Annotated in this window: 22 protein-coding genes; 15 read left to right on the plus strand and 7 right to left on the minus strand. The window is 65.5% G+C overall.

Features of this window, described 5'->3' with window-relative positions; translation table 11 throughout:
- The first annotated feature begins 56 nt into the window (after window positions 1–56).
- Window positions 57–608 (plus strand): transcription elongation factor GreB, encoded by a 552-nt coding sequence (gene greB, locus ACFZAI_RS13650; RefSeq protein ID WP_391567354.1) that lies wholly within the window; start codon window positions 57–59, stop codon window positions 606–608.
- A 138-nt stretch (window positions 609–746) separates the two neighbouring features.
- On the opposite strand, the gene ACFZAI_RS13655 is transcribed toward greB, so the two are convergent.
- Genes ACFZAI_RS13655 through ACFZAI_RS13665 form a run of 3 tightly spaced genes read right to left on the minus strand, consistent with a single transcriptional unit; the run spans window position 747 to window position 3,658 of the window.
- Complete coding sequence (locus tag ACFZAI_RS13655) at window positions 747–1,775, minus strand: DctP family TRAP transporter solute-binding subunit (RefSeq protein ID WP_391567355.1); 1,029 nt, start codon at window positions 1,773–1,775, stop codon at window positions 747–749.
- A gap of 54 nt (window positions 1,776–1,829) precedes the next feature.
- Window positions 1,830–3,128 (minus strand): TRAP transporter large permease, encoded by a 1,299-nt coding sequence (locus ACFZAI_RS13660; protein ID WP_054425271.1) that lies wholly within the window; start codon window positions 3,126–3,128, stop codon window positions 1,830–1,832.
- The gene (locus tag ACFZAI_RS13665) at window positions 3,125–3,658 is read right to left on the minus strand and encodes a TRAP transporter small permease (RefSeq protein WP_391567356.1); all 534 of its coding nucleotides are present in this window, start codon (window positions 3,656–3,658) and stop codon (window positions 3,125–3,127) included. The genes ACFZAI_RS13660 and ACFZAI_RS13665 overlap by 4 nt, the downstream gene beginning before the upstream one ends.
- 374 nt (window positions 3,659–4,032) lie before the next feature.
- Here ACFZAI_RS13665 and purL point away from each other — a divergent pair, with 374 nt between their 5' ends.
- A complete protein-coding gene (purL, locus tag ACFZAI_RS13670) occupies window positions 4,033–8,082 on the plus strand; it encodes a phosphoribosylformylglycinamidine synthase (protein WP_391567357.1) in 4,050 nt (1,349 codons plus the stop codon).
- Window positions 8,083–8,172: 90 nt separating this feature from the next.
- Here purL and ACFZAI_RS13675 read toward each other — a convergent pair whose 3' ends face one another.
- Window positions 8,173–9,081: a LysR substrate-binding domain-containing protein gene (locus ACFZAI_RS13675; protein ID WP_391567359.1), complete on the minus strand. Its 909-nt coding sequence runs from the start codon at window positions 9,079–9,081 to the stop codon at window positions 8,173–8,175.
- A gap of 270 nt (window positions 9,082–9,351) precedes the next feature.
- Between ACFZAI_RS13675 and ACFZAI_RS13680 the strand changes: the two genes are divergently transcribed.
- Window positions 9,352–10,980 carry a methyl-accepting chemotaxis protein gene (locus tag ACFZAI_RS13680; RefSeq protein WP_391567360.1) on the plus strand — a complete coding sequence of 543 codons (1,629 nt, stop codon included), beginning with the start codon at window positions 9,352–9,354 and terminating at the stop codon, window positions 10,978–10,980.
- Window positions 10,981–11,126: 146 nt separating this feature from the next.
- Here the strand turns inward: ACFZAI_RS13680 and ACFZAI_RS13685 are convergent, their stop codons facing one another.
- Both ACFZAI_RS13685 and ACFZAI_RS13690 read right to left on the minus strand, forming a co-directional pair.
- On the minus strand, window positions 11,127–12,116 hold the full coding sequence (locus ACFZAI_RS13685; RefSeq protein WP_391567362.1) for a Bug family tripartite tricarboxylate transporter substrate binding protein: 990 nt from the start codon (window positions 12,114–12,116) through the stop codon (window positions 11,127–11,129).
- Window positions 12,117–12,135: 19 nt separating this feature from the next.
- Window positions 12,136–13,092, minus strand: coding sequence for an alpha/beta fold hydrolase (locus ACFZAI_RS13690; RefSeq protein ID WP_391567363.1), 957 nt, complete (start codon window positions 13,090–13,092; stop codon window positions 12,136–12,138).
- Window positions 13,093–13,247: 155 nt separating this feature from the next.
- On the opposite strand from ACFZAI_RS13690, the gene ACFZAI_RS13695 reads away from it, so the two are divergent.
- From ACFZAI_RS13695 to ACFZAI_RS13750, 12 genes are all read left to right on the plus strand, one after another.
- A complete protein-coding gene (locus tag ACFZAI_RS13695; protein WP_391567364.1) occupies window positions 13,248–14,165 on the plus strand; it encodes a LysR substrate-binding domain-containing protein in 918 nt (305 codons plus the stop codon).
- Window positions 14,166–14,271: 106 nt separating this feature from the next.
- Complete coding sequence (locus ACFZAI_RS13700) at window positions 14,272–15,741, plus strand: M20 family metallopeptidase (protein WP_391567365.1); 1,470 nt, start codon at window positions 14,272–14,274, stop codon at window positions 15,739–15,741.
- Window positions 15,738–16,295 carry a DUF1415 domain-containing protein gene (locus tag ACFZAI_RS13705; RefSeq protein WP_391567366.1) on the plus strand — a complete coding sequence of 186 codons (558 nt, stop codon included), beginning with the start codon at window positions 15,738–15,740 and terminating at the stop codon, window positions 16,293–16,295. Before ACFZAI_RS13700 ends, ACFZAI_RS13705 begins: the two co-directional genes overlap by 4 nt.
- A 155-nt stretch (window positions 16,296–16,450) precedes the next feature.
- Complete coding sequence (locus ACFZAI_RS13710) at window positions 16,451–17,455, plus strand: alpha/beta hydrolase (protein ID WP_391567367.1); 1,005 nt, start codon at window positions 16,451–16,453, stop codon at window positions 17,453–17,455.
- A 154-nt stretch (window positions 17,456–17,609) separates the two neighbouring features.
- Complete coding sequence (locus ACFZAI_RS13715) at window positions 17,610–18,311, plus strand: 4'-phosphopantetheinyl transferase (RefSeq protein WP_391567369.1); 702 nt, start codon at window positions 17,610–17,612, stop codon at window positions 18,309–18,311.
- An 84-nt stretch (window positions 18,312–18,395) separates the two neighbouring features.
- Window positions 18,396–19,763: a class I SAM-dependent methyltransferase gene (locus ACFZAI_RS13720; RefSeq protein ID WP_391567370.1), complete on the plus strand. Its 1,368-nt coding sequence runs from the start codon at window positions 18,396–18,398 to the stop codon at window positions 19,761–19,763.
- A complete protein-coding gene (locus ACFZAI_RS13725; RefSeq protein ID WP_391567371.1) occupies window positions 19,760–20,320 on the plus strand; it encodes a DUF2878 domain-containing protein in 561 nt (186 codons plus the stop codon). Before ACFZAI_RS13720 ends, ACFZAI_RS13725 begins: the two co-directional genes overlap by 4 nt.
- Window positions 20,317–21,138, plus strand: a complete 822-nt coding sequence (locus tag ACFZAI_RS13730; protein ID WP_391567372.1) for a DUF1295 domain-containing protein — start codon at window positions 20,317–20,319, stop codon at window positions 21,136–21,138. The genes ACFZAI_RS13725 and ACFZAI_RS13730 overlap by 4 nt, the downstream gene beginning before the upstream one ends.
- A complete protein-coding gene (locus ACFZAI_RS13735; RefSeq protein ID WP_391567373.1) occupies window positions 21,135–22,220 on the plus strand; it encodes an SAM-dependent methyltransferase in 1,086 nt (361 codons plus the stop codon). Before ACFZAI_RS13730 ends, ACFZAI_RS13735 begins: the two co-directional genes overlap by 4 nt.
- A gap of 12 nt (window positions 22,221–22,232) precedes the next feature.
- Window positions 22,233–22,781 carry a lipocalin family protein gene (locus ACFZAI_RS13740; RefSeq protein WP_391567374.1) on the plus strand — a complete coding sequence of 183 codons (549 nt, stop codon included), beginning with the start codon at window positions 22,233–22,235 and terminating at the stop codon, window positions 22,779–22,781.
- 240 nt (window positions 22,782–23,021) lie between these two features.
- Window positions 23,022–24,017 carry a Bug family tripartite tricarboxylate transporter substrate binding protein gene (locus tag ACFZAI_RS13745; RefSeq protein WP_391567375.1) on the plus strand — a complete coding sequence of 332 codons (996 nt, stop codon included), beginning with the start codon at window positions 23,022–23,024 and terminating at the stop codon, window positions 24,015–24,017.
- 33 nt (window positions 24,018–24,050) lie between these two features.
- A complete protein-coding gene (locus ACFZAI_RS13750) occupies window positions 24,051–25,346 on the plus strand; it encodes an acyl-CoA thioester hydrolase/BAAT C-terminal domain-containing protein (protein WP_391567376.1) in 1,296 nt (431 codons plus the stop codon).
- Between the two features lie 129 nt (window positions 25,347–25,475).
- On the opposite strand, the gene ACFZAI_RS13755 is transcribed toward ACFZAI_RS13750, so the two are convergent.
- The gene (locus ACFZAI_RS13755) at window positions 25,476–26,777 is read right to left on the minus strand and encodes a UDP-N-acetylglucosamine 1-carboxyvinyltransferase (protein WP_391567377.1); all 1,302 of its coding nucleotides are present in this window, start codon (window positions 26,775–26,777) and stop codon (window positions 25,476–25,478) included.
- Between the last annotated feature and the right edge of the window lie 25 nt (window positions 26,778–26,802).

A 26,802-nucleotide genomic window follows, 5' to 3' on the forward strand; every position in this document is an offset into this window, starting at 1 on the left:
CCGCCGCCCATCCTGCAAGCCATTGACTGGGATCGCGCCATTGCGGCGCAGCCGCTATGAACAAAGCCTTTGTGAAAGAGTCGGACAACGACGACGATGACGATCTGCCGCAAGCCCAAGCGCTGCCGGCAGGCACCAAGAACTACATGACGCCCGAAGGCTACGAACGCCTGCGCGCCGAACTCACGCACTTGATGAACGTCGAGCGCCCGTCGGTTGTGCAAGTGGTGTCCTGGGCCGCCTCCAACGGCGACCGCTCGGAAAACGGCGACTATCTTTACGGCAAGAAGCGCCTGCGCGAAATCGACCGCCGCATGCGCTTTTTGACCAAACGGCTGGACATCGCCGAAGTGGTTGACCCGGCCATCCAGCCCAACCGCGACCAGGTGTTCTTCGGCGCCACGGTGCTGTATTCGGACAAGGCCGGCGAAGAGCACAAAGTCACCATCGTGGGTGTGGACGAAGCCGAACCCTTGGCCGGGAAAATCAGCTGGATTTCCCCCGTGGCGCGCGCGTTGATCAAGGCGAAGGAAGGCGACACGGTGGTGCTGCGCACGCCGGGCGGCATTGAAGAGCTGGATATTCTGGAAGTCAGCTATCCGGGCTGATCGGCCCATACCCCCAAAAGGAAACAGGCGCCAGCTTGTGGCTGGCGCCTGTTTGGTTGGGAGGGATCTGACGTCCCTGCCTCGGTTTGGCGGCTTGCGCCGCCGTTCCCCTGGGGCTTGCTGCTAAGTCGGTACGGTTTACTTCTTGCGCGCGGCGATGGACTTCTCGGCCATGTTGACCAGGTCTTCGCCGATCTGCTTTTTCCACTTGTCGTAAACGGGCTGCGTCACCTTGGCGAACGCGTCGTGCTCGGCCGGCGACAAGGACGTGACCGTGACGCCGTGGCCTTCAATTTCCTTCAGCAACGACGGGTCTTCCGGCGTGACGCCCTTGCGCGCAATCACGATCTGCTGCTTGCCGGCATCCAATGCCGCCTGGCGCACGATGTCGCGGTCTTTTTCCGACCACGAATTCCACACTTCGCGGTTCACCACGAAGATCAGCGGGTCGGCCACGTAGTTCCACAGGGTCAGGTACTTCTGGCCCACGGTGTACAGCTTGGAGCCGGTGTAGATGGACAGGGGGTTTTCCTGGCCATCCACCGCGCCGCTGGCCAATGCCGGCTGCGCATCGGCCCAGCTCATCTGCGTGGGGTTGGCGCCCAGCGCGGTGAACGTGTCGATGTACAGCGGCGAACCCACCACGCGCAGCTTCATGCCCTTCATGTCTTCGGGCTTCTTGATTTCACGCTTGGAATTGCTGATCTGGCGGTAGCCGTTCTCGCCCCATGCCAGCGGCACGACGCCCGCCTTTTCGATCAGTTTGAACATCTCTTTGCCCACATCGCCTTGCACCAGCGCGTCGATGGCGGCGTAGTCGGGCATCAGGAAGGGCAGCGAGAACAGGTTCAGCTGCTTGACCTGCGGCGACCAGTTGATGGTTGAGCCCACGGCCATGTCGATCACGCCTTGGCGGATGGCGGTGAATTCGCGCGTCTGGTCACCTTGCACCAGCGATGTGCCCGGATAGACCTTGATGTTGATGCGGCCATCGGTGCGCTCGCGCACCAGCTTGGACCAGATCTCGGCGCCCTGGCCCCACGGGAAGGTGGTGCCCACGACAATCGACAGCTTGTATTCGGGCTTGTAGTTCTGCGCGTGCGCCGGCGTCATGCCGACGGCGGCTGCGGCGCACAGCGCGGCGCCGATCAGGTTGCGGAAGTTCATGCGATGTCTCCTCTCTTTGCGAGTGTGTCTGTTGTTGTGTTGAGAACCTGCACTTCAATAGCCCAGCTTTTTTGGCAACCACAGCGCCAGCTGCGGGAACACCAGCACCGCCACCAGCACCAGGAACATCGCGCCTAGCAGCCACACCACCCAGCGCACCGTGGACTCCATCGGCACGCGCGCAATGCGGCACGACACCATCAGGTTCACGGCCAGCGGCGGGGTGAATTGGCCTAGCGCCACCTTCAATGTCAGGATCACGCCGAACCACACCGGGTCCCAGCCGTAGGCGTTGGCGATCGGCATCAGCAGCGGCACGAAAATCAGAAAGATCGAAATGCCATCCAGGAACATGCCGACCGTCATCAGCAGCAAAATCAGCAGCGACAGCACGCCCCATTCGCCCAAGCCGGAATTGACGATGGCGTTGGTGATCGGGTCGATCACGCTCAGCGTGGACAAGGCCCAGGCGAAGATGCCGGCCAGCGTCACCACCAGCATGATTACGGCGGACAGCTCGGCGGCTTCGCGCAGAATCTTGTACAGGTCGCGGAACTTGATGGTGCGGTGAATGAAGCCGCCCACGAACAAACCGTAGAACACGGCGACGACGGCGGCCTCGGTTGGCGTGAACCAGCCCATGCGCATGCCGCCCAGAATCAGCACGGGCGCGGCCAGCCCCCACGACGCTTCGCGCAGGCTGGCCCAGAAAGGCGGGCGGGGCAGGTGGGCTTCCAGCGCGCCCATCTTGTATTTGCGCGACAGCCACACGGCCGGAATGATCAGCGCGAAGCCGGCCAGAATGCCGGGGATCATGCCCGCGGCGAACAGGGCCGGCACGGACGCGCCCGGCACCAGCACCGAGTAAATGATGAAGGCCACTGACGGCGGGATCAGGATGTCGGTAGCCGCGCCGGCGGCCACAACCGCTGCCGAGAACGAGCCGGGATAGCCCGCGCGCGACATGGCCGTGATCATCACCGCGCCCACTGCCGCCGCGCAGGCCGGGCCGGAGCCCGAGATGCCGCCCAGGAACATGGCCACCGCAATCGACACCAGCGGCAGCATGCCCGGGCCACGGCCCACGATGGCGATGGCAAAGTCCACCAGCCGCTTGGCCACGCCCGAGCGGTCGAAAATGGAGCCCACCAGCACGAACATCGGAATCGCCAGCAGCGGGTACTTGGCCAGCCCGGCGTAGAAGTTCTGCGGCACGGTCAACAGGCCATACCAGGGCGTGTCCAGGTTGGACAGCACGATGGCGACGGTGCCGCCAATACCCAGCGCCACGCCAACCGGCACGCCGATCAGCATCAGCACGATGAAGACAACGAACAAGAGGGTGGCGATCATTTTGTGTCGGCGCCCCGGGCGATGCGGCGGATCGTGCCGATCGTGCGCAGCGAAATCGCGGCCGCCATCACGGGCAGCCAGATCGAATACCACCAGGTCGGCACGCCGATCGCGGGCGAGGTTTCTTCGTAGAGGTATTCGTCAGACACGAGCTTTACCGACAGCACGGTCAGCAGCAGGAAGAACGCCAGCACGCAGCCGTTGGAAATCAGCGCCATGATGCGCTGGCGGCGCGGGGAACCGCTGTCGGCCAGGATTTCGATGCGGATGTGGTGGTTGCGCACGAACGCCACGCTGCCGCCCGCCATGGTCAGCACGATCAGCAGGAATACCGAAATTTCTTCGGTCCAGGCGAACGACTGGTCGGTGAAATAGCGCACCAGCACGTTGGCGAACGTGATCAGCGCCAGCGCCGCCAGCAGGATCACGGCCAGCCAGTCTTCAATGGCGAGCGGCACCCGGACGGCGGGATCGGATTCAACAGGGATGATCGGTTCGACAGGCTCGGCGGGGGCTTCGGAACGGGACATGGGGTGAGGCGACGGCAGGGCGCTAGGCGCGCTTTCTATTGAGAGTCGCTGCATCCTACCGTTGCCCCGGGGGCGCGATAGCTCGTGTTTTCCCGTGGTGCGGGGCGACAACAACATGCTGCATTGCGTCAGGCGAGGCCTGGGCAGGGCCGCGGGGCGGCGGATAAACCGCGATGCCTCTAGGGCTTTACCGGAATATTGCTACGCACCATCCGGGTGCAAGGTCCGCGGAATTCTTTTGTAACAATGGCGAAAAGCGGGCGTTGGCAAGTTTCTTGAACGGTTCTTGAACGCTTGTTGAATAAGCACTCCGGGAAAACCCCCTAAACAGGTAAAATCACTTTTTGCACCCATCCTTATACGGCGCCCGCATCGTGTCCCTAGTTCAGCATCTGCCTGGTTCCTCCGTCCTGTCCTCCTTTCGTCGCGATCGCCTACTGGCGCAATTGAAGGAAGCCGGCCTGCCGGTGGCCGACATCTCCGCTCGTTACGAGCACTTCGTCAGCACCGACGCCGCGTTGACGGCCGAACAGCAGCAACACCTGACCCAACTGCTGGACTACGGCACGCCCAGCACGGCCGACGCACCGGCCAAGAGCCTGTCCCTGCTGGTCATTCCCCGCCTGGGCACCATTTCCCCGTGGGCCAGCAAGGCCACCGACATCGCCCACAACTGTGGCTTGTCGTCGGTGCACCGCATCGAACGCGGCGTGCGTTACGTGATCACCCCCGAACGCGGCCTGCTCGGCACCAAATCGTTTGACGACGCCATGCTGGCGCGCGCGGCCGATTGCCTGCACGACCGCATGACCGAAACCGTGGTTGACGCCAGCTTCGACGGCCAGGCGCTGTTCCAGACGCTGGCCGGCAAGCCCATGCGCACGGTTGGTGTTCAGGCCAACGGCGTGCAAGCCCTGGCCGAAGCCAATATTTCGCTGGGCCTGGCCCTGTCGGAAGACGAAATCGAATATCTGGCCAAGTCGTTCACCGACCTGGGCCGCGACCCCACCGATGTGGAACTGATGATGTTCGCGCAAGCCAATAGCGAACATTGCCGCCACAAGATCTTCAACGCCGAATGGGTGATCGACGGCCAGTCGCAGCCCAACACGCTGTTTGGCATGATCCGCGCCACGCACAAGGCGCAGCCGGAAGGCACCGTCGTGGCGTACTCGGACAACGCCGCCATCATGGAAGGCGGCCCCGCGCAGCGCTTCCAGGCCGGCGTGCCCGGCGTCACGGGCGAGGGCGCTGACGGCGCCAAGTACATCCGCCGCGACACCACCGTGCACACCTTGATGAAGGTGGAAACGCACAACCACCCGACCGCCATCGCCCCGTTCCCGGGCGCGTCCACGGGCGCGGGCGGGGAAATCCGCGACGAAGGCGCAACGGGCCGCGGCTCCAAGCCCAAGGCCGGCCTGACCGGCTTCACCGTGTCGCACCTGCGTTTCGACGACGCGCTGCAACCCTGGGAAGCCGACCACCACGGCCTGCCCGAGCGCATTGCATCGCCGCTGTCCATCATGATCGACGGCCCCATCGGCGGCGCGGCGTTCAACAACGAATTCGGCCGGCCCAACTTGCTGGGCTACTTCCGCTCGTTCGAGCAGACCGCTGGCGGTACGCGCTGGGGCTATCACAAGCCCATCATGATTGCGGGCGGCCTGGGCAGCATCGACGCGGGCCTGACCCACAAAGACGTGATTCCCCCTGGCGCACTGCTGATTCAGCTGGGCGGCCCGGGCTTCCGTATCGGCATGGGCGGCGGCGCGGCCTCCAGCATCAGCATGGGCAGCAACTCGGCCGAACTGGACTTTGATTCCGTCCAGCGCGGCAACCCGGAAATCGAACGCCGGGCGCAGGAAGTCATTGACCGCTGCTGGCAGCAGGCCGAAAACAACCCCATCATCGCCATCCACGACGTGGGCGCGGGCGGCTTGTCCAATGCCTTCCCGGAATTGGTCAACGACGCCGGCCGTGGCGCCATCTTTGATCTGAAGCGGGTGCCGCTGGAAGAGTCTGGCTTGTCGCCCGCTGAAATCTGGAGCAATGAATCGCAGGAACGCTATGTTCTGTCGATTCTGCCGAAAGACCTGGAACGCTTTGACGCCATCGCCCGCCGCGAACGCTGCCCGTACGCGGTGGTGGGCGTGGCCACCGAAGAACGCCAGCTGCGCGTGGTGGATGGAGAGGGCTTGCCCGGCCTGGATACCATTCGCCCGCAAGGCGACGCCGAAGTGCGCCCCGTGGATGTGCCGATCGACGTCATCCTGGGCAAGCCGCCGCGCATGACGCGCGACGTGCGCCGCCTGCCGGGCGTGTCCGCGCCGCTGGATCTGGCCGGCATCGACCTGACCGAAGCCGCCTACCGTGTGCTGCGTCACCCGACGGTCGCCAACAAGTCCTTCCTGATCACCATCGGTGATCGCACCGTGGGCGGGCTGTCCAGCCGCGACCAGATGGTGGGCCCGTGGCAAGTGCCGGTGGCTGATTGCGCGGTGACCTTGGCTGACTACGAAGGCTTCCGCGGCGAAGCGATGTCGATGGGCGAACGCACCCCCATCGCCATGCTCGACGCCCCGGCGTCCGGCCGCATGGCCGTGGCCGAAGCCCTGACCAACCTGGCCGCCGCCGACGTGGCGCGCCTGGAAGACATCAAGCTGTCCGCCAACTGGATGGCCGCTTGCGGCGTCGACGGCCAGGACGCCGCGCTGTATGACACCGTGTCCGCCGTCAGCGAACTGTGCCAGGCGACCGGCCTGTCCATTCCGGTGGGCAAGGATTCGCTGTCCATGAAGACGTCCTGGGAACAGGACGGCGAACAGCGCCAAGTGGTGGCGCCGGTGTCGCTGGTGGTGACGGCGTTTGCACCCGTTGCCGACGTGCGCGCCAGCCTGACGCCGCAGCTTCGCACCGACGCGGGCGACAGCGTGCTGATCCTGATTGATCTGGGCCGTGGCCGTCACCGCATGGGTGGTTCGATTCTGGCGCAGACGTACAACCAGGTCGGCGAAACCGTGCCGGACATCGACGCGCCGCAAGAGCTGCGCGCGTTCTTCATCACGATCCGCACGCTGGCCGAAGCCGGCACCATTCTGGCTTACCACGACCGTTCCGACGGCGGCCTGTTCGCCACGCTGACCGAAATGGCCTTCGCTGGCCGCACTGGTATCTCGGTGAATCTGGACATGCTGACGTTCGATCCGCAATCGGCGGATTGGGGCGACTACAAGATTCGCCCGGATCAAGTGAAGGTGCAGCGCGAAGAACTGACGCTCAAGGCGCTGTTCTCGGAAGAGGCGGGCGCCGTGATCCAGGTGCCGGCATCGCAACGCGACGCCGTCATGCAAGTGCTGCGCGGCGCGGGCCTGTCGGCCCACTCGCACGTGATCGGCGGCCTGAATGGCGCCGACGAAGTCGAGTTCTATCGCGACGGCAAGAAGGTCTGGGGCCAGCCGCGCGCTGAACTCGGCCGCGCCTGGAGCGAAGTGTCTTACCGCATCATGTCGCGCCGCGACAACCCGGCGTGCGCGCAGGCTGAACTTGACGTCTGGAACGATACGACCGACCCGGGCATGAGCCCGAACGTGTCCTTCGACCCGCAAGAGAACATCGCCGCGCCCTTCATCAACACCGGCACGCGTCCGCGCGTGGCCATCCTGCGCGAGCAGGGTTGCAACAGCCAGGTGGAAATGGCCTGGGCGTTTGACACCTCGGGCTTTGAAGCCATCGACGTCCACATGACCGACCTGTTGGCTGGCCGCGTGGACCTGGCGCAGATGCAAGGCCTGGTGGCCGTGGGCGGCTTCAGCTACGGCGACGTGCTGGGCGCAGGCGAAGGCTGGGCGCGCACCATCCGCTTCAACAGCAAGCTGTCGGATCAGTTCGCCGCGTACTTCGCGCGCCCCGATACGTTCGCGCTGGGCGTGTGCAATGGCTGCCAGATGATGGCCGCGTTGGCCCCGATGATTCCGGGCGCCGAGCACTGGCCGCGCTTCACGCGCAATCAGTCGGAAAAGTACGAAGCCCGTCTGTCGATGGTGGAATTGGCGAAGTCGCCGTCCATCTTCTTCGCCGGCATGGAAGGCGCTCGCATTCCCGTGGCCGTGGCGCACGGTGAAGGCTTTGCCGACTTCTCGCAGCAGGGCGACGCTAGCCGCGTGCTGGCCGCCGCGCGCTATATCGACAACCGTGGCCAAGCCACCGAGGCCTACCCGTTCAACCCGAACGGCAGCCCGGGCGGCCTGACGTCCGTCACCACTGCCGATGGCCGCTTCACGGTCATGATGCCGCACCCGGAACGCGTGACCCGCAACGTCATGATGTCGTGGGCGCCCGAGAAGTGGGGCAATGCCGACACGGGCGGCGCGTACAGCCCGTGGATGCGCATCTTCCGCAACGCGCGCGTTTGGCTGAAGTAACTCCGCCCCACAAGCCACAAGCAACAATGCCTGCCAAACCGGCAGGCATTGTCACGTGGGAGCGAACGGAAAACGCGCTAGGTCTTGCTGCTATGACGCGGCGTTGCGAAAGTGCGTGGCTTCGCGCTCGAATTGCGTCGCCAGTTCTTCGGCGGCCGGCGTCAGCGGATGTGCGCTGCGCTGGAACAGGCCGATGGCATAGCTGGGCAAGGGTTCCGACACCGGCACGATTTCAAGCTGTTCGCGCAGCATGCCGGTGGTGATCAGCGCGGTGGGCAGCAGCGCCATGCGATCACTGTTGGCCACCAACGCTGCCGCGTCGATCAGGCCATCCGTGTACATATCCACGCGCGGCGCGCCCAGCCCGGCGTCGTCAAACACCTTGTAGACCGCCGCACCGGGCTGGCCGGGCGGCCCGGCAACGGTGAACACCACGTCCTGCAATTCATACATCGTGCGCGCTTGGCGCAGCGGGTGATCCCGGCGCGCCGCCACCACCAGCGGACTGTCGATCAGCGCGCGCACCTTCAGCTGTGAATCCGCGTTCTCTGCATTCACCGGGCAGATGGCGAAGTCGAGTTGGCCATCGCGCAGCAACGGCGTCAGCGTGTGGTAAAGCCCGCTGCGGCAACTGAGCTGGACTTCGGGGTAGACCTGCCGAAAGCGCTGGATGGCGGACGGCGCCAGCAACACCGATGCCGCCGCCGAGATGCCATATTGCACCGTGCCCATGCGTTCGCCGCGTATTTGCGACATGGTGTCGCGCGCGCGTTTGGTTTCATGCACCAAATGCTGGGCGTGAGGAAGAAAGCGTTTGCCGTAGTCGTTGGGCCGCATGCCTTTGGCGTGCCTGTCGAACAACGGTAATCCCAGCGTGCGCTCCAGCCGTCGCAGGGATTTGGTCATTGCCGGTTGAGTTTGCCCGGTGGCGCGGGCTGCCGCGTGCACGCTGCCATGTTGCGTGACCGCCAGAAAGTCGAACACTTGCTGCAACTTCATGTTGATGCCTCCCCGTTATTACTCGGTCGATCTTGCTAATAGCGTCCCCGCTTGCTCGCATCTAGAGTGCTCAGCGACCGTAATCTAGAGTGCTCAGCGACCGTAGTTCATTCACACGTTAGTGGCAAGCATGCGCGCCGGAAAACGGGGCGCCGTGGGGCTGCCGCCAGAGGGAGCGCGGTCAGCGCGCTGTAACCCAATGAGATATTTAACTTTTCATTGCATGAGGTCGTTAACCCGGGGAGCGTTATGCAAACCGGAGTGACCTATATGTTCAAGAATTTAAGTATCCGCGCCATTTTGACGACCGCCCTGGCCGTCTTTTTTGGCCTTTTCCTGGTCACCGGCGTGGCCGTCTATCAGCAACTCACGTCTAACCGCACGTCCATTGAAGTCTTGCTGGACACGAACCTGGTGCGCGCCAATGCCGTGGACGGCGCGGCTGCCGAGCTGCTGCGCGCGCGTCTCGTCTTGCTGGCCGCCCAGAGCGCGCTGATCGAAGGCAAGAGCATCGACAGCCTGCCCAGCATGCAGCGTTTGGACGGCTATACGAAAAAAGCGTCTGCCTTGATAGACGTAGCGCGCAAGCAACCCGAAACGTCGGCAGTAGGTAAGCCCTTGTTCGACGCCGCGTTGGCCGCCTATGACGTCTATCAGCGCGACGCTATCGCGCCGATGGTGGCGGCCATTCGCGCTGGCAAGCCGCAGGACGCCAGCCGCCTGAACCTGGAAAAGGTCACGCCGCTGGGCATCGCCTTTACGCAGGCCATCGAGAAGTACGTGGACTACGCGGACGAAATCGGCCAGCGCGTGGCGCGCGATGCGTCCTCGCGCATCAACGGCGCCATCGTGCTGCTGATTGGTTTGCTGGGGGTGGTGGCGGTGCTGGTGGTGAGCCTGTACGTCATCTTCGCCCGCTCCGTTTTCCGCCCCTTGCATGAAGCAGGCCGTTTGTTTGACCGCATCGCGGGCGGCGACTTGAGCAACCGCATCGAGCAACGCGGCGACAACGAAATCGGCGTGCTGTACGCCGCCGTCAAGCGTATGCAGGACAGCCTGGCGCGCACCGTGTCGGCCGTGCGTCTGGGCGTGGAAGAAATCCACACCGGTTCGCGCGAGATCGCGGCCGGCAACATCGACTTGTCTTCGCGTACCGAGCAGCAGGCAGCTTCGCTTGAAGAAACGGCCGCCAGCATGGACGAGCTGTCGTCCACCGTGAAGAACAACGCCGACAGTTCGCGCAGCGCCTCGCAATTGGCGACGGCGGCGTCCGAAGTGGCCACGCGCGGCGGCAAGGCCGTGGGCGACGTGGTGGGCACGATGCGCGGCATTGCTGATAGCTCCAAGCGCATCGCCGACATCGTCGGCGTGATCGACGGCATTGCGTTCCAGACCAACATCCTGGCCCTGAACGCCGCGGTGGAAGCCGCGCGTGCGGGCGAGCAGGGCAAGGGCTTTGCCGTGGTGGCCAGCGAAGTGCGCGCCCTGGCGCAGCGCAGCGGCCAGGCGGCCAAGGAAATCAAGGGCTTGATCGACGATTCCGTGCAAAAGGTGTCGATCGGGTCGGATCAGGTGGAAGCCGCGGGCGCGACGATGGAAGAGATTGTGACGTCGGTGCGCCGCGTGACGGACATCATCAACGAGATTTCCAGCGCGTCCGAAGAACAATCGCAAGGGATTCAGCAGGTGAATCAGGCGGTGTCGCAGATGGACAGCGTGACGCAGCAAAACGCTGCGCTGGTGGAACAGGCCGCGGCAAGCGCCGCATCGCTGGAAGCGCAAGCGCAACGTTTGCGCGAGGCGGTGGCCGTGTTCAAGTTGCAGGCGGGCGGGCAGGTGATCGATGCCGATGCGCCGGCGCTGGGCCGGGGCGCGCAGGCCGCGCTGATTGGCGCTTGATGCTTCAGACTAAGGCCGTATCGGGATGAAGCAATAGCCGAATTCCGAATCGGCTGACGCGAGCCACCCATGCATCGGCTGGCCGCCAACGTCAAACGCCCCGGGAAAGCCTGGCTTTCCCGGGGCGTTTGACGTTGTGCCGCGAGTTATTGATCCAGCTGGATCTTGGCGTCGGCCGCCACGTTCTTCCACTTCTTCACGTCGCTTGCGATCACTTGCTGGAATTCATCCGACGTGCCGGCGACTACGGTGCCGCCCAGGCTCGCCATCTTGGCCTTCACTTCGGGCGTGTTCAGCGCCTTCACGGAAGCGTCGTGCAGCTTCTTCTTCACGTCTTCCGGCAGGCCCTTGGGCGCCAGCAGGCCGTTCCAGGCGTTGGCTTCGTAGCGCGGCAGGCCGGCTTCCTTGAAGGTCGGCGTGTCGGGCAGTTCCGGCGAACGCGTGTCGGCGGCGATGGCGATGGGACGAATCTGGCCGCCCTTGATGTAGGGCAGCGAGGCCGGCACCGGTTCCCAGATCATCGACACCTGGCCGCTGATCACGTCGGTGAAGGCCGGGCCCGCGCCACGGTAGGCGATGTGCATGAGCTTGGAACCCGTCATCGACTTCATCAGTTCCATGGCCAGGTTGCCCAGGCCGCCCGCGCCCGACGAGGCGTAGGTGTACTTGTCCGGGTTGGCCTTGGAAACCGCGATCAGCGCGTTCAGGTCGGTGGCCGGGAAGTCCTTGGTGACGCTCAGCACGCCCGGCACGGTGACCAGTTGCGTGATGGCGGTGAAGTCCTGCACGGCGTCATACGTCAACGACTTGTACACGGCCGGGTTGGTGCCGTGGGTGCTGGACGACGCCAGCAGCAGGATGTAGCCGTCGGGTGCGGAATCGGCCACGTAACGCGTGCCGATCGAGCCGCCTGCGCCCGCCTTGTTTTCCACGACGACGGTGGCGCCCAGCTCGGTGCCCAGTTGGGCGGCGAACACGCGGCCGATGATGTCGGCCGTGCCGCCCGGGGCGAACGGCACGATCAGGCGCAGGGGCTTGGCAGGGTAGTCGGCGGCTTGCTGCGCCGAGGCGGCGCCGGCGGCCAGCGTCGCGCCGGTCAGCAGCGCCAGGGCAAGGGTGGATTTCTTGAAATTCATCGGTGTCTCCAGGCGAAGGTTAGTCGAGGCTGCGGTTCAGCCAATCGACGATCAATCCGGCTATCTGGTCGCTGTTGCGGTCCAGCATGCAGAAATGGGAATTGCCGGCGATGCCGGCGGCGGGCAGGTCCAGCACATCGGCGCGTTGGCCGGCTGTGCGCAGAGCGTTCCAGTAGGCGTCCGTCTGGGCGCGGTAGCGCTGCCAGGTGTCGTCCGCGCCAAAGTGATCGCCCCAGACCAGCAGTTGCGGCGGCAACTGGCAGGGAGCCGTGGCGGGCGTACCCGTCGGTTCGACGGCGACCACCGCGCGCACGGTGGCCGCGTATTCCTGGGCGAGCAGGGTGGCGAAGCCGCCGCCCTGGCTGTGTCCGATGACAATGCAGGGGCCGGCCAGGTCCAGCAATTGGCGGTAGGCGTCCAGCGCCATGTCGCCGTGAGTCAGCCAGCGCGGCACGAACTGCTTGGAAAACGTGTCGAAGGCGTCGATGGGAAATTGCTGCGCGGGGTACGCGTGGCGGGGCTGGCCCGCGGGCGCATAGCCGTCGGCCGGGCCGATGCGGAACAGCCGCCACGCTTCTTCCTTGGAGCGGAAGATGGGCGCACTGTCGTACACCTGCGGATACATCGCCCACGACGCGCGGCCCCGTTCGGGCGCGTCGGACACAAACACGTCATAGCCCGCTTGCAGCAAGCGCCACAGCCAGCCCTCGCGGCCATCGGGCGTGCTTTCCCATTGCGCGCCCGTCATGCCGCCGCCATGCCAAAGCAGGATGGGGTAGGGGTGGCGCGGCTGGGCCAGCCGGTATTCCTGCACGTACAACTGGCCGACGCTGTAGCCGCCGTTCATGTCGACCAGCCGGGCCGACGCGTTGTCCACCACTTGCTGTTGCTGCATCGGCACGCCGCCCGCCACGGCCTCGGCGCCGCCCAGAAAGTGGCTGCGGATGGATTTGAGCAAAACAGGGGCGTCGGGCATCAGGGTTTTCCAGAAGTCGATGTCGGGATGTTAGTTGCCAATTGTTTCTGGGTTGTGCAAAATGAGCACCCGCTGTGCCGAATCGGCACAACGCATAACGGCGGCGCCAGCGACGAACACCCGAGGGCCGACCCGGGACCCGACGAGAGAGACAGATGGACACCAAATGGCTGGAAGACTTCGTCGCGCTATCGAAGTCGCGCAATATGTTCCAGGCGGCCGAGGCGCGCAGCGTGACGCACCCGGCGTTCGGCCGCCGCATCAAGGCGCTTGAGGAATGGGCGGGCGTGGCGCTGGTGGAACGCGGCCATCAGGCCACCACCTTGAACGCGGCCGGGCGCAGCATGCTGGCCGCCGCCATCGACGTGCTGGATATCCTGCGCGACACCCGGCTGGCGCTGCAAAAGCCCGAGCAGGAACGCAACCGCAAGATCATCATCGCGTCGGGCAAGACGCTGGCGCATTCGGTGCTGCCCGGGCTGATGGCCAGCGTGCAGCAGGGCATGCCGGCGTTCCAGCTGAAGGTCATCACCACCACGCTGAACTACGGGGTGGACATGCTGGCGGATGGCGAGGTCGACTTCCTGCTGTGCCATGCGCACGAGCCGCTCTACGCCAAGATCGACAACCCCGGCTACCGTTGCCGGCGCGTGGGCGCCGACAAGCTGGTTGCGGTCAGTGCGCCCGTGGCGGACGGCGGCCGCCACCCCCGTTATGCCGTGCCTAAGCTGGCGTCGGACCCGGCCGTGCCGTTCCTGGCTTATGCCGACAGCATGTCGCTAGGCCGCATCCTGCACGACCGCCTGCGCGGGCTTTGTGTGGTGCCGCAGTTGCAGACTTTGTATGAATCAGATCTGGCCGATGCGCTGCACGCCATGGCGCGCCAGGGCTTTGGCCTGGCCTGGCTGCCGCACACACTCATCGAGGACGACTTGCGCGCAGGCAAGCTGGTGCGGGCCGACAGCGCGCGCAACGACATCCATATGGAGATCCGGCTGTATCAGTCGGTGGACAACGCCAAATTGCTAGCCCGCCAGGTCTGGGGCTGCATCGAAGCGTATTCGGCCCGGTAGTGGCCCGATAGCCGCCCGATGGCCGCCCGATGGCCGCCCGATATCGGCCGCGTTCAGGCATAAAATAGAAAAATTACCCCATTCCCGCACACAGGATTTCAGCGCCATGAACGCCCGTATCCCCGAAGACGCACTGCCGCCCACCCTGGACCCGAAAGCGCTCCAGGAATTTGTCGACGACAAATGGGACAACGAAATCATCCCCGCACTGACCGACTACATCGCCATTCCCGCCAAGAGCCCGGCCTTTGACGCCGACTGGGAAAAGAACGCGTTCATTGAACGCGTGGTGCGCGATGCGGCGCAGTGGGTCGAAGCGCAGAAAGTATCGGGCCTGAAGCTGGAAGTGGTGCGCCTGCCGGGCCGCACGCCCGTCATCTTCTTTGACGCGCCGGCTACCCGCAGCGACAACGGCGACACCGTGCTGCTGTACGGCCACCTGGACAAGCAGCCGGAATTCTCGGGCTGGCGCGCGGGCCTGGGCCCGTGGACCCCGAAGTACGAAGACGGCAAGCTCTATGGCCGCGGCGGCGCGGACGACGGCTACGCCGTGTACGCCTCGCTGACCGCCATCATGGCGCTGGACAAGCAAGGCATTCCGCGCCCGCGTTGCGTGGGCATCGTTGAAACCTGTGAAGAATCCGGCAGCTATGACTTGCTGCCTTACGTAGACGCGCTGCGCGACCGCCTGGGCAATGTCGCCCTGGTCGTCTGCCTGGATTCGGGCGCGGGCAACTACGACCAGCTGTGGATGACCACGTCGCTGCGCGGCATGGTGTCCGGCACGCTGGAAGTGCAGGTGCTGGACGAAGGCGTGCACTCGGGCGACTCCAGCGGCGTTGTGCCGTCGTCGTTCCGCATCTTGCGCCATCTGCTGGACCGCCTGGAAGACAGCGGCACCGGCCGTCTGCTGCCGCAAAGCCTGCACTGCGAAATTCCCGCTGACCGCGTCGAACAGGTGTCGGCCACGGCCCGCATTCTGGGCGACGAAGTGTGGCGCCGTTTCCCCTGGAGCTGCGGCGCCGACGGCGGCTTTGTGCTGCCGATGACGACCGAGCCCGAACAGGCCCTGCTGAACCGCACCTGGCGCCCGACCTTGTCGGTGACGGGCGCCGAAGGCCTGCCGCCGCTGTCCAGCGCCGGCAACGTGCTGCGCCCGCGCACCGCGTTCAAGCTGTCGCTGCGCTTGCCGCCGCTGGTGGACGCCGTGGCCGCGTCGCAGGAAATCAAGGCATTGCTGGAAGCCGACGCGCCGTACAACGCCAAGGTGATCTTCAAGGCTAACGAAGGCGCGGCCACCGGCTGGAACGCGCCGGCCGCCGTGCCCTGGCTGACGCAGGCGCTGGACGCCGCCTCGCAGCAGTATTACGGCCAGCCTTGCGGCTATATCGGCCAGGGCGGCACGATTCCGCTGATGAGCATCCTGCAAAAGGGCTTCCCCAAGGCGCAGTTCATGGTGTGCGGCGTGTTGGGCCCCAAGTCCAACGCCCACGGCCCCAATGAATTCCTGCACGTGCCTTACGGCAAGAAGCTGACGGCTGCCGTCGCGCAAACCATGGCGGCCATGCCGGCATGATTTCGACTTCTGACGCTTACGCCAATGTGGTGGCTGAAACCCGCCACTGGCTGAATCAGGCCGTCATCGGCCTGAACCTTTGCCCGTTTGCCAAAGCGGTTCAGGTCAAGGACCAGATCCGTTTTGCGGTCAGCGACGCCACCGACGCCGAGGGCGTCCTGACTGACTTGCAGGACGAGCTTGCCTTACTGTCCGAGGCCGACCCGGAACAGATCGACACCACCTTGCTGATCTTGCCCGACGCGTTGGACGACTTCCTGGATTTCAACGATTTCGAAGACCTGTCTGACCGCCTGCTCAAGCGCATGCGGCTGGTGGGCGAGCTGCAAGTGGCCACTTTCCACCCGCAGTTCCAGTTTGCGGACACGCAGCAGGACGACATCGAGAACTACACGAACCGTTCGCCGTACCCGATTCTGCATCTGCTGCGCGAAGACAGCATCGACCGGGCGGTGGAATCGTTCCCGGACGCGGCCGACATCTATGAAAAGAACATCGACACGATGAAGAAGCTGGGCCTGGAAGGCTGGAAGAAGCTGATGACCAAGGCGTAGCCGGTGTAGCCGGACTAGCCGGCCGCCTGCGCGCATCCAAATCCGTGCCGCCTTCGTATATGGGGCATGGGGCCACACACCACTGGCCCCATGCCCCATGTTCTTCACAAGGAGACGACCTTGCCGCCCCGTGATTCCTTCGTTCAGGCACGCCGATGCGCAGCGTGATGATGCTTGCCGTGCTGGCTTCGGTACTGGTGCTGGGGCTGGCGGCGTGTTCGCCGCTGGCCGTGCTGAATGGCGCGGTGCCTGATGACGCCAGCCGCGTCGTGTCAGGCGTGGCGTATGGCGACAGCCCGCGCCAGCAGCTGGACATCTACGCGCCGCCCGGCGTCAGCCGCCCGCCCGTGGTGGTGTTCTTTTACGGCGGCAGCTGGCGCAACGGTTCGCGCGCCGACTACAAATTCGTGGGTGATGCGTTGGCCTCGCGCGGCATCATGGCCGTTATTGCCGACTACCGGCTGTATCCCGACGTGTCGTACCCGGACTTCGTGGACGACTCCGCACGCGCCGTCGCCTGGACCTTGCAGCACATCGCCAACTACGGCGGCGACCCGGCGGAAGTCTTCGTAGCCGGGCATAGCGCGGGCGGCTACAACGCGGCCATGGTGGCGCTGGATGCGCGCTGGCTGGCGCGCTTTGGTGCGTCGCCCGCCATGCTGCGCGGCTGGATCGGCATGGCCGGCCCCTACAACTTCCTGCCCATCGTCGCGCGCAGCCTGAAACCCGTGTTCCATTTCCCTGGCACGCCGGCGGATTCCCAACCGATTGCCCACGTCAGCGCCGCCGCGCCGCCGGCCTTGCTGATGGTGGGCATGGCCGACACCACGGTCGACCCCGAGCTCAACACGGAACGCCTGGCGGCGGCGCTGCGGGCGGCGCACGCGCCGGTCGATGTCGTGCGTTATGACCGCTTGGGCCATGCGCTGTTGGCGGGCGCCTTGGCGCGTCCGCTGCGCTGGCGCGCGCCGGTGCTGGACGACCTGACGGCGTTCGTCTGGCAGACGGCCCGGGCGGGCCAGGGGGACCGGGCAGGGCAATCGGACCGGGCAGCGCAATCGGACCGGGCAGCGCAAGCGGACCCGTCGGACCCGACCGGCCAGGCCGCCACCTCGGACCGCGGCCCCTCGCAAGCGGCGGCCGCCCGTTCACAGCCATGATTTTGGGCCGTCAGTCGTGACCCACCCCCCGGCCCACCCCCCGCCCCAACCCCGCGCCCCTACTCCCGCCCCAACCCCCGCCCGATGCAAGGCTCGCCGCAATCGGGCATTATTTGCGCCACGGGTCGTGTTGACCAGCATAGAGGGGTAAGTCGTGCCGCAAGACATGCGCTTGGCGTTGGATGCACCAGACTGGATCTCGATGGCGCTGATGCCGATTGCACAAGCACAGGCAAGCGATATTGCGCGTACCGACGCCGACGCCCGGCGTCTGGAAACCGACATGCAGCCCATGGGCGCCAAACGGCGCGGCGAATTCCTGGCGGGCAGAGTGTGCGCGGCGCGCGCCCTGGAAGCCGCCGGCGCCGGGCGCATCGGCTACGTCCCGCGCGGGGAAGACAAGCTGCCCGTGTGGCCCGCAGGCTGGCACGGCAGCATCAGCCACAGCACGGCATGGGCGGCTGCGGCGGTGGCGGCGTCCCGCCATTGCGTGGCGCTGGGATTCGATATCCAGGAACGGGTCAGCCCGCGTGTGATGACCGAAGTCTTGCCCTTGATCGCGAACACCGCCGAATTGGCCCGCGCCAGCCCTTACTTCGAACGCCGCAGCGCGCTGACGCTGTTGTTCTCCGCCAAGGAATCGCTCTACAAGGCGCTGCATCCGCTGGTGCGCACGTTCCAGGATTTTGATGGCGCGGAATTGACGTCAATCACGCCCACCCGTTTGCAGCTGACCCTGACGCGCAGCTGGGGGCCGGGGGGCTGGGAGGCAGGGACGGCGGTGTGGATGCATTACACGTGGCAAGACGACCTGGTCGCCACCCTGTGTTGGCTGACCGGCGATCCCGGGGCGTGATCTAGGGTTTTCCCCAGGCATCTGACGGGCATCGGCGTTCGTATATGGCAATGTCCCCGCCAGATTCGCCAAGAGATGCCCACTATGACGCCGCACTCTGCCTCTACGTCTTCCGAGCCCTATGCGCCCGAGCCCGACGCGCCGCCGATGTCGTTTGCCGACCGCCTGCTGCGTGAGCACTTGCAGAGCCGCTTGGGCGGTTTGCGAGGCGGATCGCTGACCATCGAAGACGCCATGGGCCCGATGCGAGCAGGCGTCAGCGGAGCCGGCGTCAGCGGTTCAGCCCAGAGCCACAGCCCGGCCCACGCCCACCCATACCATCACCATCAGGCCCGCCCCGTGCACGTGCGCGTGCGGAACCCGGCTTTTTACCGGGCGCTGGCGGGCAGCGGCAGCGTGGGCGGCGGCGAGGCGTATGGCGACGGGCATTGGGAATGCGATGACCTGGTCGGCCTGATCCGCCTGCTGGTGCGCAACCGCGAGTGGCTGGACAGCATGGAAACCGGCAGTGCGCGCTTGGGCGGCCTGGCCATGCGCGCGCTGCATGCGCTGCGCCGCAACACCCGCGCCGGCAGCCGCCGCAACATTGCCGCGCACTACGACCTGGGCAATGCGTTCTTTCAGCTGTTCCTGTCAGATGACATGATGTATTCGTCCGCCATGTGGGACGGGGAGGACGACACGCTGGAGCAGGCGTCCACGCGCAAGCTGGATGTGATTTGCCGCAAGCTGAACTTGCAACCCGGTGACCACGTGGTCGAGATCGGCACCGGCTGGGGCGGCTTTGCACTGCATGCCGCACGCCATTACGGTTGCCGCGTCACCACCACCACGATTTCGCGCGAGCAGCATGCGCTGGCTTCCGAGCGCATCCGCCGCGCCGGGTTGCAGTTCCGGGTGGACGTCTTGCTACAGGACTACCGCGACCTGCATGGCCAGTTCGACAAGCTCGTCTCGATAGAGATGATCGAGGCCATCGGCGCGGCCTATCTGCCCACGTACTTCGCCAAAGTGGGTGAATTGCTCAAGCCCGAGGGCGTGGCGCTGATCCAGGCCATCACCATCGAAGACCACCGCTACGCGCAGGCGTTGAAAGCCGTGGACTTCATCAAGCTCCATGTCTTCCCGGGCAGCTTCATGCCATCGATTCAGGCGATGCTGAACGCCAAAACGCGCGCCAGCGACTTGAGCCTGGTGCATCTGGAAGACTTCGGGCTGTCTTACGCGCGCACGTTGCAAGCGTGGCGCCAACGCTTCGTGGCGCGGCTTGACGCGGTGCGGGCGCAGGGGTTTGATGAACGCTTCATCCGCCTGTGGGAGTTCTACCTGGCCTATTGCGAAGGCGGATTCCGCGAACGCGCCATTGGCGTATCGCATCTGCTGCTGGCGCGCCCGGCAGCCATGCCCGGCGCGCCGCGCTGGACGGCCCGGGAGGCGAAGGAGTTCCCATGACATTCTGGGCCAACCTGATCGGCTACCAGATCGTCTGGTTCGGCGCGGTAATCGGCGCCAGCCGGGGCAACCCGTGGTGGGGCGTCGTGCTGTCGGCAGGCTTCGTGCTGATCCAGGCCTGGGTGTCCCACAGCCGCCGCGCCGATTTGCGGCTGGTTGCCGTGGCCTTGTACCTGGGCTTGGCGCTGGATGGCCTGCTGGCCGCCAGCGGCTGGGCGCTGTACGCGACGCCCCGGCCCGCGTTGCCAGTGGGGGGCGCACCGCTCTGGATCTTGGCGCTCTGGGCCGCCTTCGCCATGACCTTCAACCATTCGCTGGCGTATCTGCGTGACCGCCCTGTCATGGGCGCAGCGTTGGGGCTCGTGGGCGGGCCGCTGGCGTATTGGGGCGCGGCGCGAGGGTGGGGCGCGATGGTGTTTGTGCCGCCCGTCTGGCGCAGCTTGACGTGGCTGGCCATCGGCTGGGCGCTGGCGATGTGGATACTCTGCCGTCTGGCCGGCCGTTGGGAACGGAATTTGCGGCGGCCAGCCGGTTCGATCACAGGGGGCGCAACATGAGCCCGGGTATGCAGATTCTGATGGTGGCGGTGATGGGGGTGGTGCTGATGGCGGCCGGGTGGCAGTGGCAGCGCCGCCATCGCAATGCCGGCATCGTTGATGTGATGTGGACGGCGGGTGTCGGGCTGGGCGCGGTGCTGACCGCATTGACGGGGCCGGGCGCCGTCATGCCCCGGCTGCTGCTGGCGGTGCTGGGCGGCGTGTGGGCGGGCCGGCTCGCGCTGCATATCTGGCGCCGCGTGCGCGAGGGCGAAGAAGACGGCCGCTACCGCGCGCTGCGCGCCCACTGGAACGGCAGCCAAACCAAGTTCGCGCTGTTTTTTCTGGCGCAGGCCGGCTTGATCGTGCTGTTTACCTTGCCCTTCATTGCGGTTGCCGCCAACCCAATGCCCGGCATGACGCCGTGGTTGTGGCTGGGGCTGCTGATCTGGATTGTGGCGGTTGCCGGTGAATCATTGGCCGACCGGCAACTGGCGGCCTTTCGCGCGGACGCGGCCAATGCCGGGCGCGTGTGCCAAGTCGGCTTGTGGCGCTATTCCCGCCATCCCAATTACTTCTTCGAATGGCTCCACTGGTTCAGCTACGTGGCGCTGGCCGTGGGCGCCAGCTTCGCGTGGCTGGCGTGGCTGGGGCCTGTCGTGATGTTCATCTTTCTGCGCTGGATCAGCGGCATCCCCTACACCGAGGCGCAATCGATCCGCTCGCGCGGCGACGCCTACCGCGAATATCAGCGCACGACGCCAATGCTTTTCCCCTGGTTTCCGAAACCGGCTTCCGCCGCCGGCTCCCCGCCACGCCACGCAAAGGGCAAATCATGAACACCGCCATTCTTAGCGACGTCCAACTTCCGTCGGATCGTCCCGCCCCGGGCTTGCTGGGCTGGGCCGAACGCGGGTGGGTGCCCGACGCCCTGGTGCGCCACGGCATCCGCCGCCTGTGCGCCGACCGGCTGCGCGACGAAAGGGCGGGCGGCCCGGCGGCCGAGGCAAGGCGCTATCAGCATTTGATGAACGAATTGCAGCTTAGCCCGCTGGCCATCCACACCGACGACGCCAACGCCCAGCACTATGAATTGCCTGCCGACTTTTTCAAGCTGTGCCTGGGCAAGCGCTTGAAGTATTCAGGCTGCTACTACGCCACCGGCCGCGAAAGCCTGGACCAGGCCGAAGCCGCCATGCTGGAGCTAACCGGCATGCGCGCTGAACTGGCGGACGGCCAGCGCATTCTGGAGCTGGGCTGCGGCTGGGGGTCGCTCACGCTGTGGATGGCGGAACGCTATCCACATGCGCGCATCACCGCCGTGTCCAATTCCGCGTCCCAGCGCCAGCACATCCAGCAGCAATGCCAGTTGCGCGGCCTGGGCAATGTGGAGGTCATCACCTGCGACGTCAACACGCTGCAACTGCCGCCTGCCGAATTCGACCGCTGCGTGTCCGTCGAAATGTTCGAGCACATGCGCAACTATCAGGACTTGTTGGCGCGTATCGGCACGTGGCTGCGGCCCGCGGGCAAGCTGTTCGTACACATCTTTGCGCACCGCAGCCTGATGTACCCGTTCGAAACCGAGGGCGCCGACAACTGGCTGGGCCGCCACTTCTTCACGGGCGGCATCATGCCCGCGGCAGACACCTTACTGTGGTTCCAGCGCGATCTGCACATTGAAGCGCGTTGGCTGATCGACGGCAGCCATTACGAACGCACGGCGAATCACTGGCTCGCGAACCAGGACGCGAACCGCGCCGCCGCCATGCAGGTGCTGGAGCACGCGTATGGTCCGGCGCTTGCGGCCTTGTGGTTTCAGCGCTGGCGCATGTTCTGGATGGCGTGCGCCGAATTGTTCGGCTATGAACAGGGGCGGCAATGGATGGTCGCCCATTACCGCTTTACGCGCCCTGACTAAGAGAGGAGTGCCATGCGCAATATCTTTCGCAGTTCCGCGTTGGCCGTGGCGGCCATGCTGGCAGGGTGCAGCAGCCCGCCGCCGATGCCGCCCGTGGCGCAGGTCGACATCCCGCGTTTCATGGGCGACTGGTATGTGATTGCCGGCATCCCCAGCTGGCCCGAACGCAAGTCGTTCAATGCGGTGGAGTCATACGCGTTGATGCCCGACGGCCGCATCCAGACCACGTTCCGCTACCGCCATGGCGGCTTTGACGCCGATGTGGAAACCATGCATCCGGTAGGTACCGTGCAGCCGGGCACAGGCAACGCCATCTGGGGCATGCAGTTCATCTGGCCGATTCAGGCGGAATACGTGATTGCTTACGTGGACGACGCCTATCAGCAAACCATCATCGGCCGCTCTAAACGCGATTACGTGTGGATCATGGCCCGCACGCCCACGCTGCCCGAAGCCGATTACGCGCGCCTGGTCGCCAAGGTCGGCGAGCTGGGGTATGACACCAGTCAGCTGCGCGTGGTGCCGCAACAGTGGCCGGAACCTGCGGCGCGCCCGCGCTAGTCATTGCATACCAAATACCACCCGGCGGAATTAAGCCCGCCCCACGCGCCTTAGCTTCCCCAGCCGCACCGGGATATCCCTAGATAGCCCATCGGCGGTATTGCATACAACATACGGCCATTGTGACCGCTGCTGTTCGGCTGGCGGCCTGTGCGTCCTTCCCCCTTTCCTCGTCTTGCCACGCGGCGCTTGCCTGAGCGCGCGCGGGGCTGGTGCCTTTGCCCTTGCTCGGAGAGCCGTATGCGATTGTCCCGCCGTCACGCCCTGGGTGCGCTTGCCGCGCTGCCCCTGATGTCCCTGAGCTCGCGCCCGGTCTGGGCGCAGAACACCTTTCCGACGCGCCCGGTGCGCCTGCTGGTGGGCTTTGCCCCCGGCGGCCTGACCGACATCGCGGCACGCGCCTTGGCCGAACGCATGGGCAAGACGCTCAAGCAAAACGTGGTTGTGGAAAACCGCCCGGGCGGGCAGGCCATCATCGCCACCGTGGCGGTGGCGCGTGCGGAACCCGACGGCTACACGCTGGGTTTTGCCGGCACCAACGGCATGATCCTGAACCCCTTGCTCTACAACAATCTGCCGTACCAGCAGTCTGACTTCAAACAGCTGGGGTCGATGGGCAAGTCGCCCATGCTGCTGATCGTGCACCCGGATCTGGGCGTGAAGAACGTGCAGGAATTCATTGCGCTGGCGAAGAAAAAGCCGGGCGACATTACCTGCGCCCACGCGGGCCGCGGCGTCATCAATCACCTGGCGCTGCTGCACTTTCAATCCAAGACGGGCACGCAATTCCAGGATGTGCCCTACAAAGGCAGCGGCCCCGCGTTGCTGGACCTAATGGCCGGCACGGTGCAAAGCACGTTCGACTTTCCGACGTCTGCGCTGCCCAACATCAAGTCGGGCAAGTTGCAGGTACTGGCCGTCACCGCCGACAAGCGCCTGTCCAGCCTGCCGGACGTGCCCACCATGAAGGAGGCGGGCGTCGACGGCTTCGAGCTGTACACGCGCATGATGATTTCCGGCCCCGCCGCCATGCCCGCAAACGTGGTGGCGGTGCTGGAAAACGCCGTGCGCGAAGGCACGCGCGACCCCAGCCTGATCCAGCAATTCGCGGAGCAGGGCGTGGCCGTGGAATTCACGTCGTCAGCCGATCTGGACAAAGTCATCGCCGATGAGTCCGCCATGTGGGCGCAGGTGATCAAGGCCAATGGCGTGCCCAAGACCGATCTGAAAGCCTGACGCCACCTTTAAGGACTCTTCCAAGGACACCCCGTGACTGAACAAGCCCGCATCACCGTCACCCCCGAATTTGCCTTGATCGACGTTGCGCGCGACATCCGCATCGACGGCTTTCCGGCCTATGCCTTCATCACCGTTACCGCCAGCATGCAGATGTGCGGCGCGCCGTGGCGCTCGCAGGCCGTGTTCGTCGCAGGCTTCGATGGCAGCCTGGACCTGGGGCGCGACAGCCCCGTGTCGGGCAGCTACGCCGAGCCCTCGGCCATGGGCATCGTGTGGTCCATGGTCTGCGAAGACATGAGCCGCGTGGTGTTCCCGCCCGACCGCACCGAGCCGCTGGTGATCCAGATCGAGGCCACGGATGGCGTGCGCCACGCGTCGGCGCAGCTGGTGCAAGACTTCCTGGAAGAGGGCGTCACGCACCGCGCCGTCCGCGAAACCGTGGGCGGCATGACGGTGTCTGGCGAGCTCTATACGCCGGCCGGCCCCGGCCCGCATCCGCTCGTGATCTACATGAACGGCTCGTCGGGCGGCGTCAACGCGCCACGCGCCGCGCTCTTTGCCGCACGCGGCTTCCAGTGCCTGGCGCTGGCCATCTTCAATTACGAAGGCCGGCCCAAGTACTTGAACGACATGCCGCTGGAGTATTTCGAGCACGCCCTGCGCTGGGCGCGCGACACGCTGGCGCCGCGCGACGGCTTTGTGGCGCTGTCGGGCATTAGCCGTGGCGGAGAAACGTCGCTGCTGGTGGCCTCGCACTATCCCGATCTGGTCAGCGCGGTGGTGGCGTACGTGCCGTCGCCCGTTACGCACGGCGTGGTCAGCGCCCGTTCGCCCGGCACCGGCCGCAATGCCCAGGTGTGGACCCAGGGCGGCGAACCCTTGCCGCATCTGTGGGAAAACAACGCCAGCGCGGATTGGGAAGCCGCCTACGCCTCCGAGCCGCCGTATCGGCAGACGCACGCGTTCCTTAGCGCCACGCGCGATAGCGCTGCGTTCGAGCGCGCGCGGATTCCGGTTGAAAACTATCCGGGTCCGGTCATGCTGGTCAGCGCGTCAGACGATGGCTTCTGGCCTAGCACCGCGTATTCGGAAATTGTGATGCGCCAACGCCAGGCGCACGGTCTGCCCACGTTTCATCACGTTTGCATGGGGGCGGGGCACCACGTGCATTACCCCTACCTGCCGGCCACGCTGATCAGCAAACCGCATGCGATGTCGGGCTTGCTGCTGGATGCGGGCGGCACGCCGGCCGCGAATGCGGCGGGCAACGAAGGCTCGTATGTGGCGGTGCTGGAATTTTTGGGAAGGGCGGCGGGCAAGCCGTAATCCGGCGCGTTCCCGCCGCCGCCGCGGCCACCGCGGCCGCCGCGCCCGCCGCAGCCACCGCGGCCACGCGCGTGCATGCGGTGGCCGGCCCGCCACCGCGCCACCGCGCTGCCGCGCGCTATCGCACGCTTATTCTTCGCTTGTCCATTCCACCTGCACGCCCAGGCTGCGCAGGTTTTCCACAAACTGGGGATGGGCGCGGCGAATCGGCGTGGCGTTGCGGATTTCCGAGCGGCCCTTGATGCTGCTGGCCACCATGAACAGCGCGATCGCCACGCGGATGATGTAGGGGCTTTCCACCACGGCGGGCGTGAGCGGCATGCCGCCAAACGTCACCACGCGGTGCGGGTCGGACGAGAACACGTGGGCGCCAAACTTCGACAGCTCGCCCGTCCAGCCCAGCGCGCCGTCATAGACCTTGTTCCAGAACATCGCGTTGCCCTCGGCGCACACGCCCAGCGCAATGAAAATCGGCAGCAGGTCCACGGGGAAGTACGGCCACGGCGCGGCTTCCACCTTGGTCAGCACATTGCTGGTGAAGGGCGTCTGTACCTTCAGCGGGCCGGAACGCAGCGCGCGCGACCAGCCGTCCTTATGCTCGATCTGCACGCCGAACTTAGCGAATGTGCGGTCGATCAGCGGGAAGTTGCCCGGCGTGCGGTTGCGCACCACGACGTCGCCGCCCGTGATGGCGCCCAGCGCCAGAAAGGTCGTGATCTCGTGGAAGTCTTCTTCAAAAGTGAAGTCGCCGCCCGTCAGCGTGGCGCCGCCGCGCACCGTCAGGCGCGACGTGCCGATGCCGTCGATGTCGGCGCCCATCATCACCATGAAGCGGCAGAACTCCTGCACGTGCGGTTCCGACGCCGCGTTGGTCAACGACGATTCGCCAACGGCTGCCGCCGCGCACAGCACGAAGTTTTCGGTGGTGGTGACGGACGCGTAGTCCAGCCAATGGTGCGTGGCTTTCAACGGGCCGCTGCTGCGCACCAGCAGCGAACCGCTGGCGCGTTCCACTTCGCCGCCGAACGAGCGGAAGATGTCCACGTGCGGATCAATCTCGCGCACGCCCAGCGTGCAACCCTTCACGTTGTCTTCCAGACGCGCCACGCCAAAACGCGCCAGCAGCGGCGGCACCAGCATGATCGACGAACGCATCTCCTCGGGCAGCCGGTGCGACGTGGCGTCAAACGTGGTGTGGCGGTGATGCAGGTTCAGCGTGCGCGTGGCTTCGTCCAGCTTCACGTCGCTGCCCAGCGTGCGGAAGATGTCGAGAATCTTGCGGACATCGGTAATGTCCGGCACGCCGTGCAGCGTCAGGGGCTGGTCGGTCAGCAGCGTGGCGCACAAGATCGGCAGGACGGCGTTCTTGTTGGCCGAAGGAATGACGCGGCCACGCAAAGGCGTGCCACCGTGGACGATGAGGTTGGACATGGGTGAGGCGGCGGGGAAGGGTTTT

It is taken from the genome of Achromobacter sp. NPDC008082, from assembly GCF_042957345.1.
GTDB classification, from domain to species: Bacteria; Pseudomonadota; Gammaproteobacteria; order Burkholderiales; family Burkholderiaceae_B; genus Achromobacter; species Achromobacter kerstersii_A.

Bases quoted from the DNA above. Each gene is read 5' to 3' on its own strand.
- ACFZAI_RS13675 (WP_391567359.1), bottom strand. From the start codon at position 9,081: ATGAAGTTGCAGCAAGTGTTCGACTTTCTGGCGGTCACGCAACATGGC.
- ACFZAI_RS13690 (WP_391567363.1), bottom strand. From the start codon at position 13,092: ATGCCCGACGCCCCTGTTTTGCTCAAATCCATCCGCAGCCACTTTCTG.
- ACFZAI_RS13705 (WP_391567366.1), top strand. From the start codon at position 15,738: ATGATTTCGACTTCTGACGCTTACGCCAATGTGGTGGCTGAAACCCGC.
- ACFZAI_RS13660 (WP_054425271.1), bottom strand. From the start codon at position 3,128: ATGATCGCCACCCTCTTGTTCGTTGTCTTCATCGTGCTGATGCTGATC.
- ACFZAI_RS13745 (WP_391567375.1), top strand. From the start codon at position 23,022: ATGCGATTGTCCCGCCGTCACGCCCTGGGTGCGCTTGCCGCGCTGCCC.
- ACFZAI_RS13740 (WP_391567374.1), top strand. From the start codon at position 22,233: ATGCGCAATATCTTTCGCAGTTCCGCGTTGGCCGTGGCGGCCATGCTG.
- ACFZAI_RS13720 (WP_391567370.1), top strand. From the start codon at position 18,396: ATGACGCCGCACTCTGCCTCTACGTCTTCCGAGCCCTATGCGCCCGAG.
- ACFZAI_RS13730 (WP_391567372.1), top strand. From the start codon at position 20,317: ATGAGCCCGGGTATGCAGATTCTGATGGTGGCGGTGATGGGGGTGGTG.
- ACFZAI_RS13700 (WP_391567365.1), top strand. From the start codon at position 14,272: ATGAACGCCCGTATCCCCGAAGACGCACTGCCGCCCACCCTGGACCCG.
- ACFZAI_RS13710 (WP_391567367.1), top strand. From the start codon at position 16,451: ATGCGCAGCGTGATGATGCTTGCCGTGCTGGCTTCGGTACTGGTGCTG.
- ACFZAI_RS13685 (WP_391567362.1), bottom strand. From the start codon at position 12,116: ATGAATTTCAAGAAATCCACCCTTGCCCTGGCGCTGCTGACCGGCGCG.
- ACFZAI_RS13735 (WP_391567373.1), top strand. From the start codon at position 21,135: ATGAACACCGCCATTCTTAGCGACGTCCAACTTCCGTCGGATCGTCCC.
- ACFZAI_RS13680 (WP_391567360.1), top strand. From the start codon at position 9,352: ATGTTCAAGAATTTAAGTATCCGCGCCATTTTGACGACCGCCCTGGCC.
- ACFZAI_RS13755 (WP_391567377.1), bottom strand. From the start codon at position 26,777: ATGTCCAACCTCATCGTCCACGGTGGCACGCCTTTGCGTGGCCGCGTC.
- greB (WP_391567354.1), top strand. From the start codon at position 57: ATGAACAAAGCCTTTGTGAAAGAGTCGGACAACGACGACGATGACGAT.
- ACFZAI_RS13725 (WP_391567371.1), top strand. From the start codon at position 19,760: ATGACATTCTGGGCCAACCTGATCGGCTACCAGATCGTCTGGTTCGGC.
- ACFZAI_RS13665 (WP_391567356.1), bottom strand. From the start codon at position 3,658: ATGTCCCGTTCCGAAGCCCCCGCCGAGCCTGTCGAACCGATCATCCCT.
- ACFZAI_RS13655 (WP_391567355.1), bottom strand. From the start codon at position 1,775: ATGAACTTCCGCAACCTGATCGGCGCCGCGCTGTGCGCCGCAGCCGCC.
- ACFZAI_RS13695 (WP_391567364.1), top strand. From the start codon at position 13,248: ATGGACACCAAATGGCTGGAAGACTTCGTCGCGCTATCGAAGTCGCGC.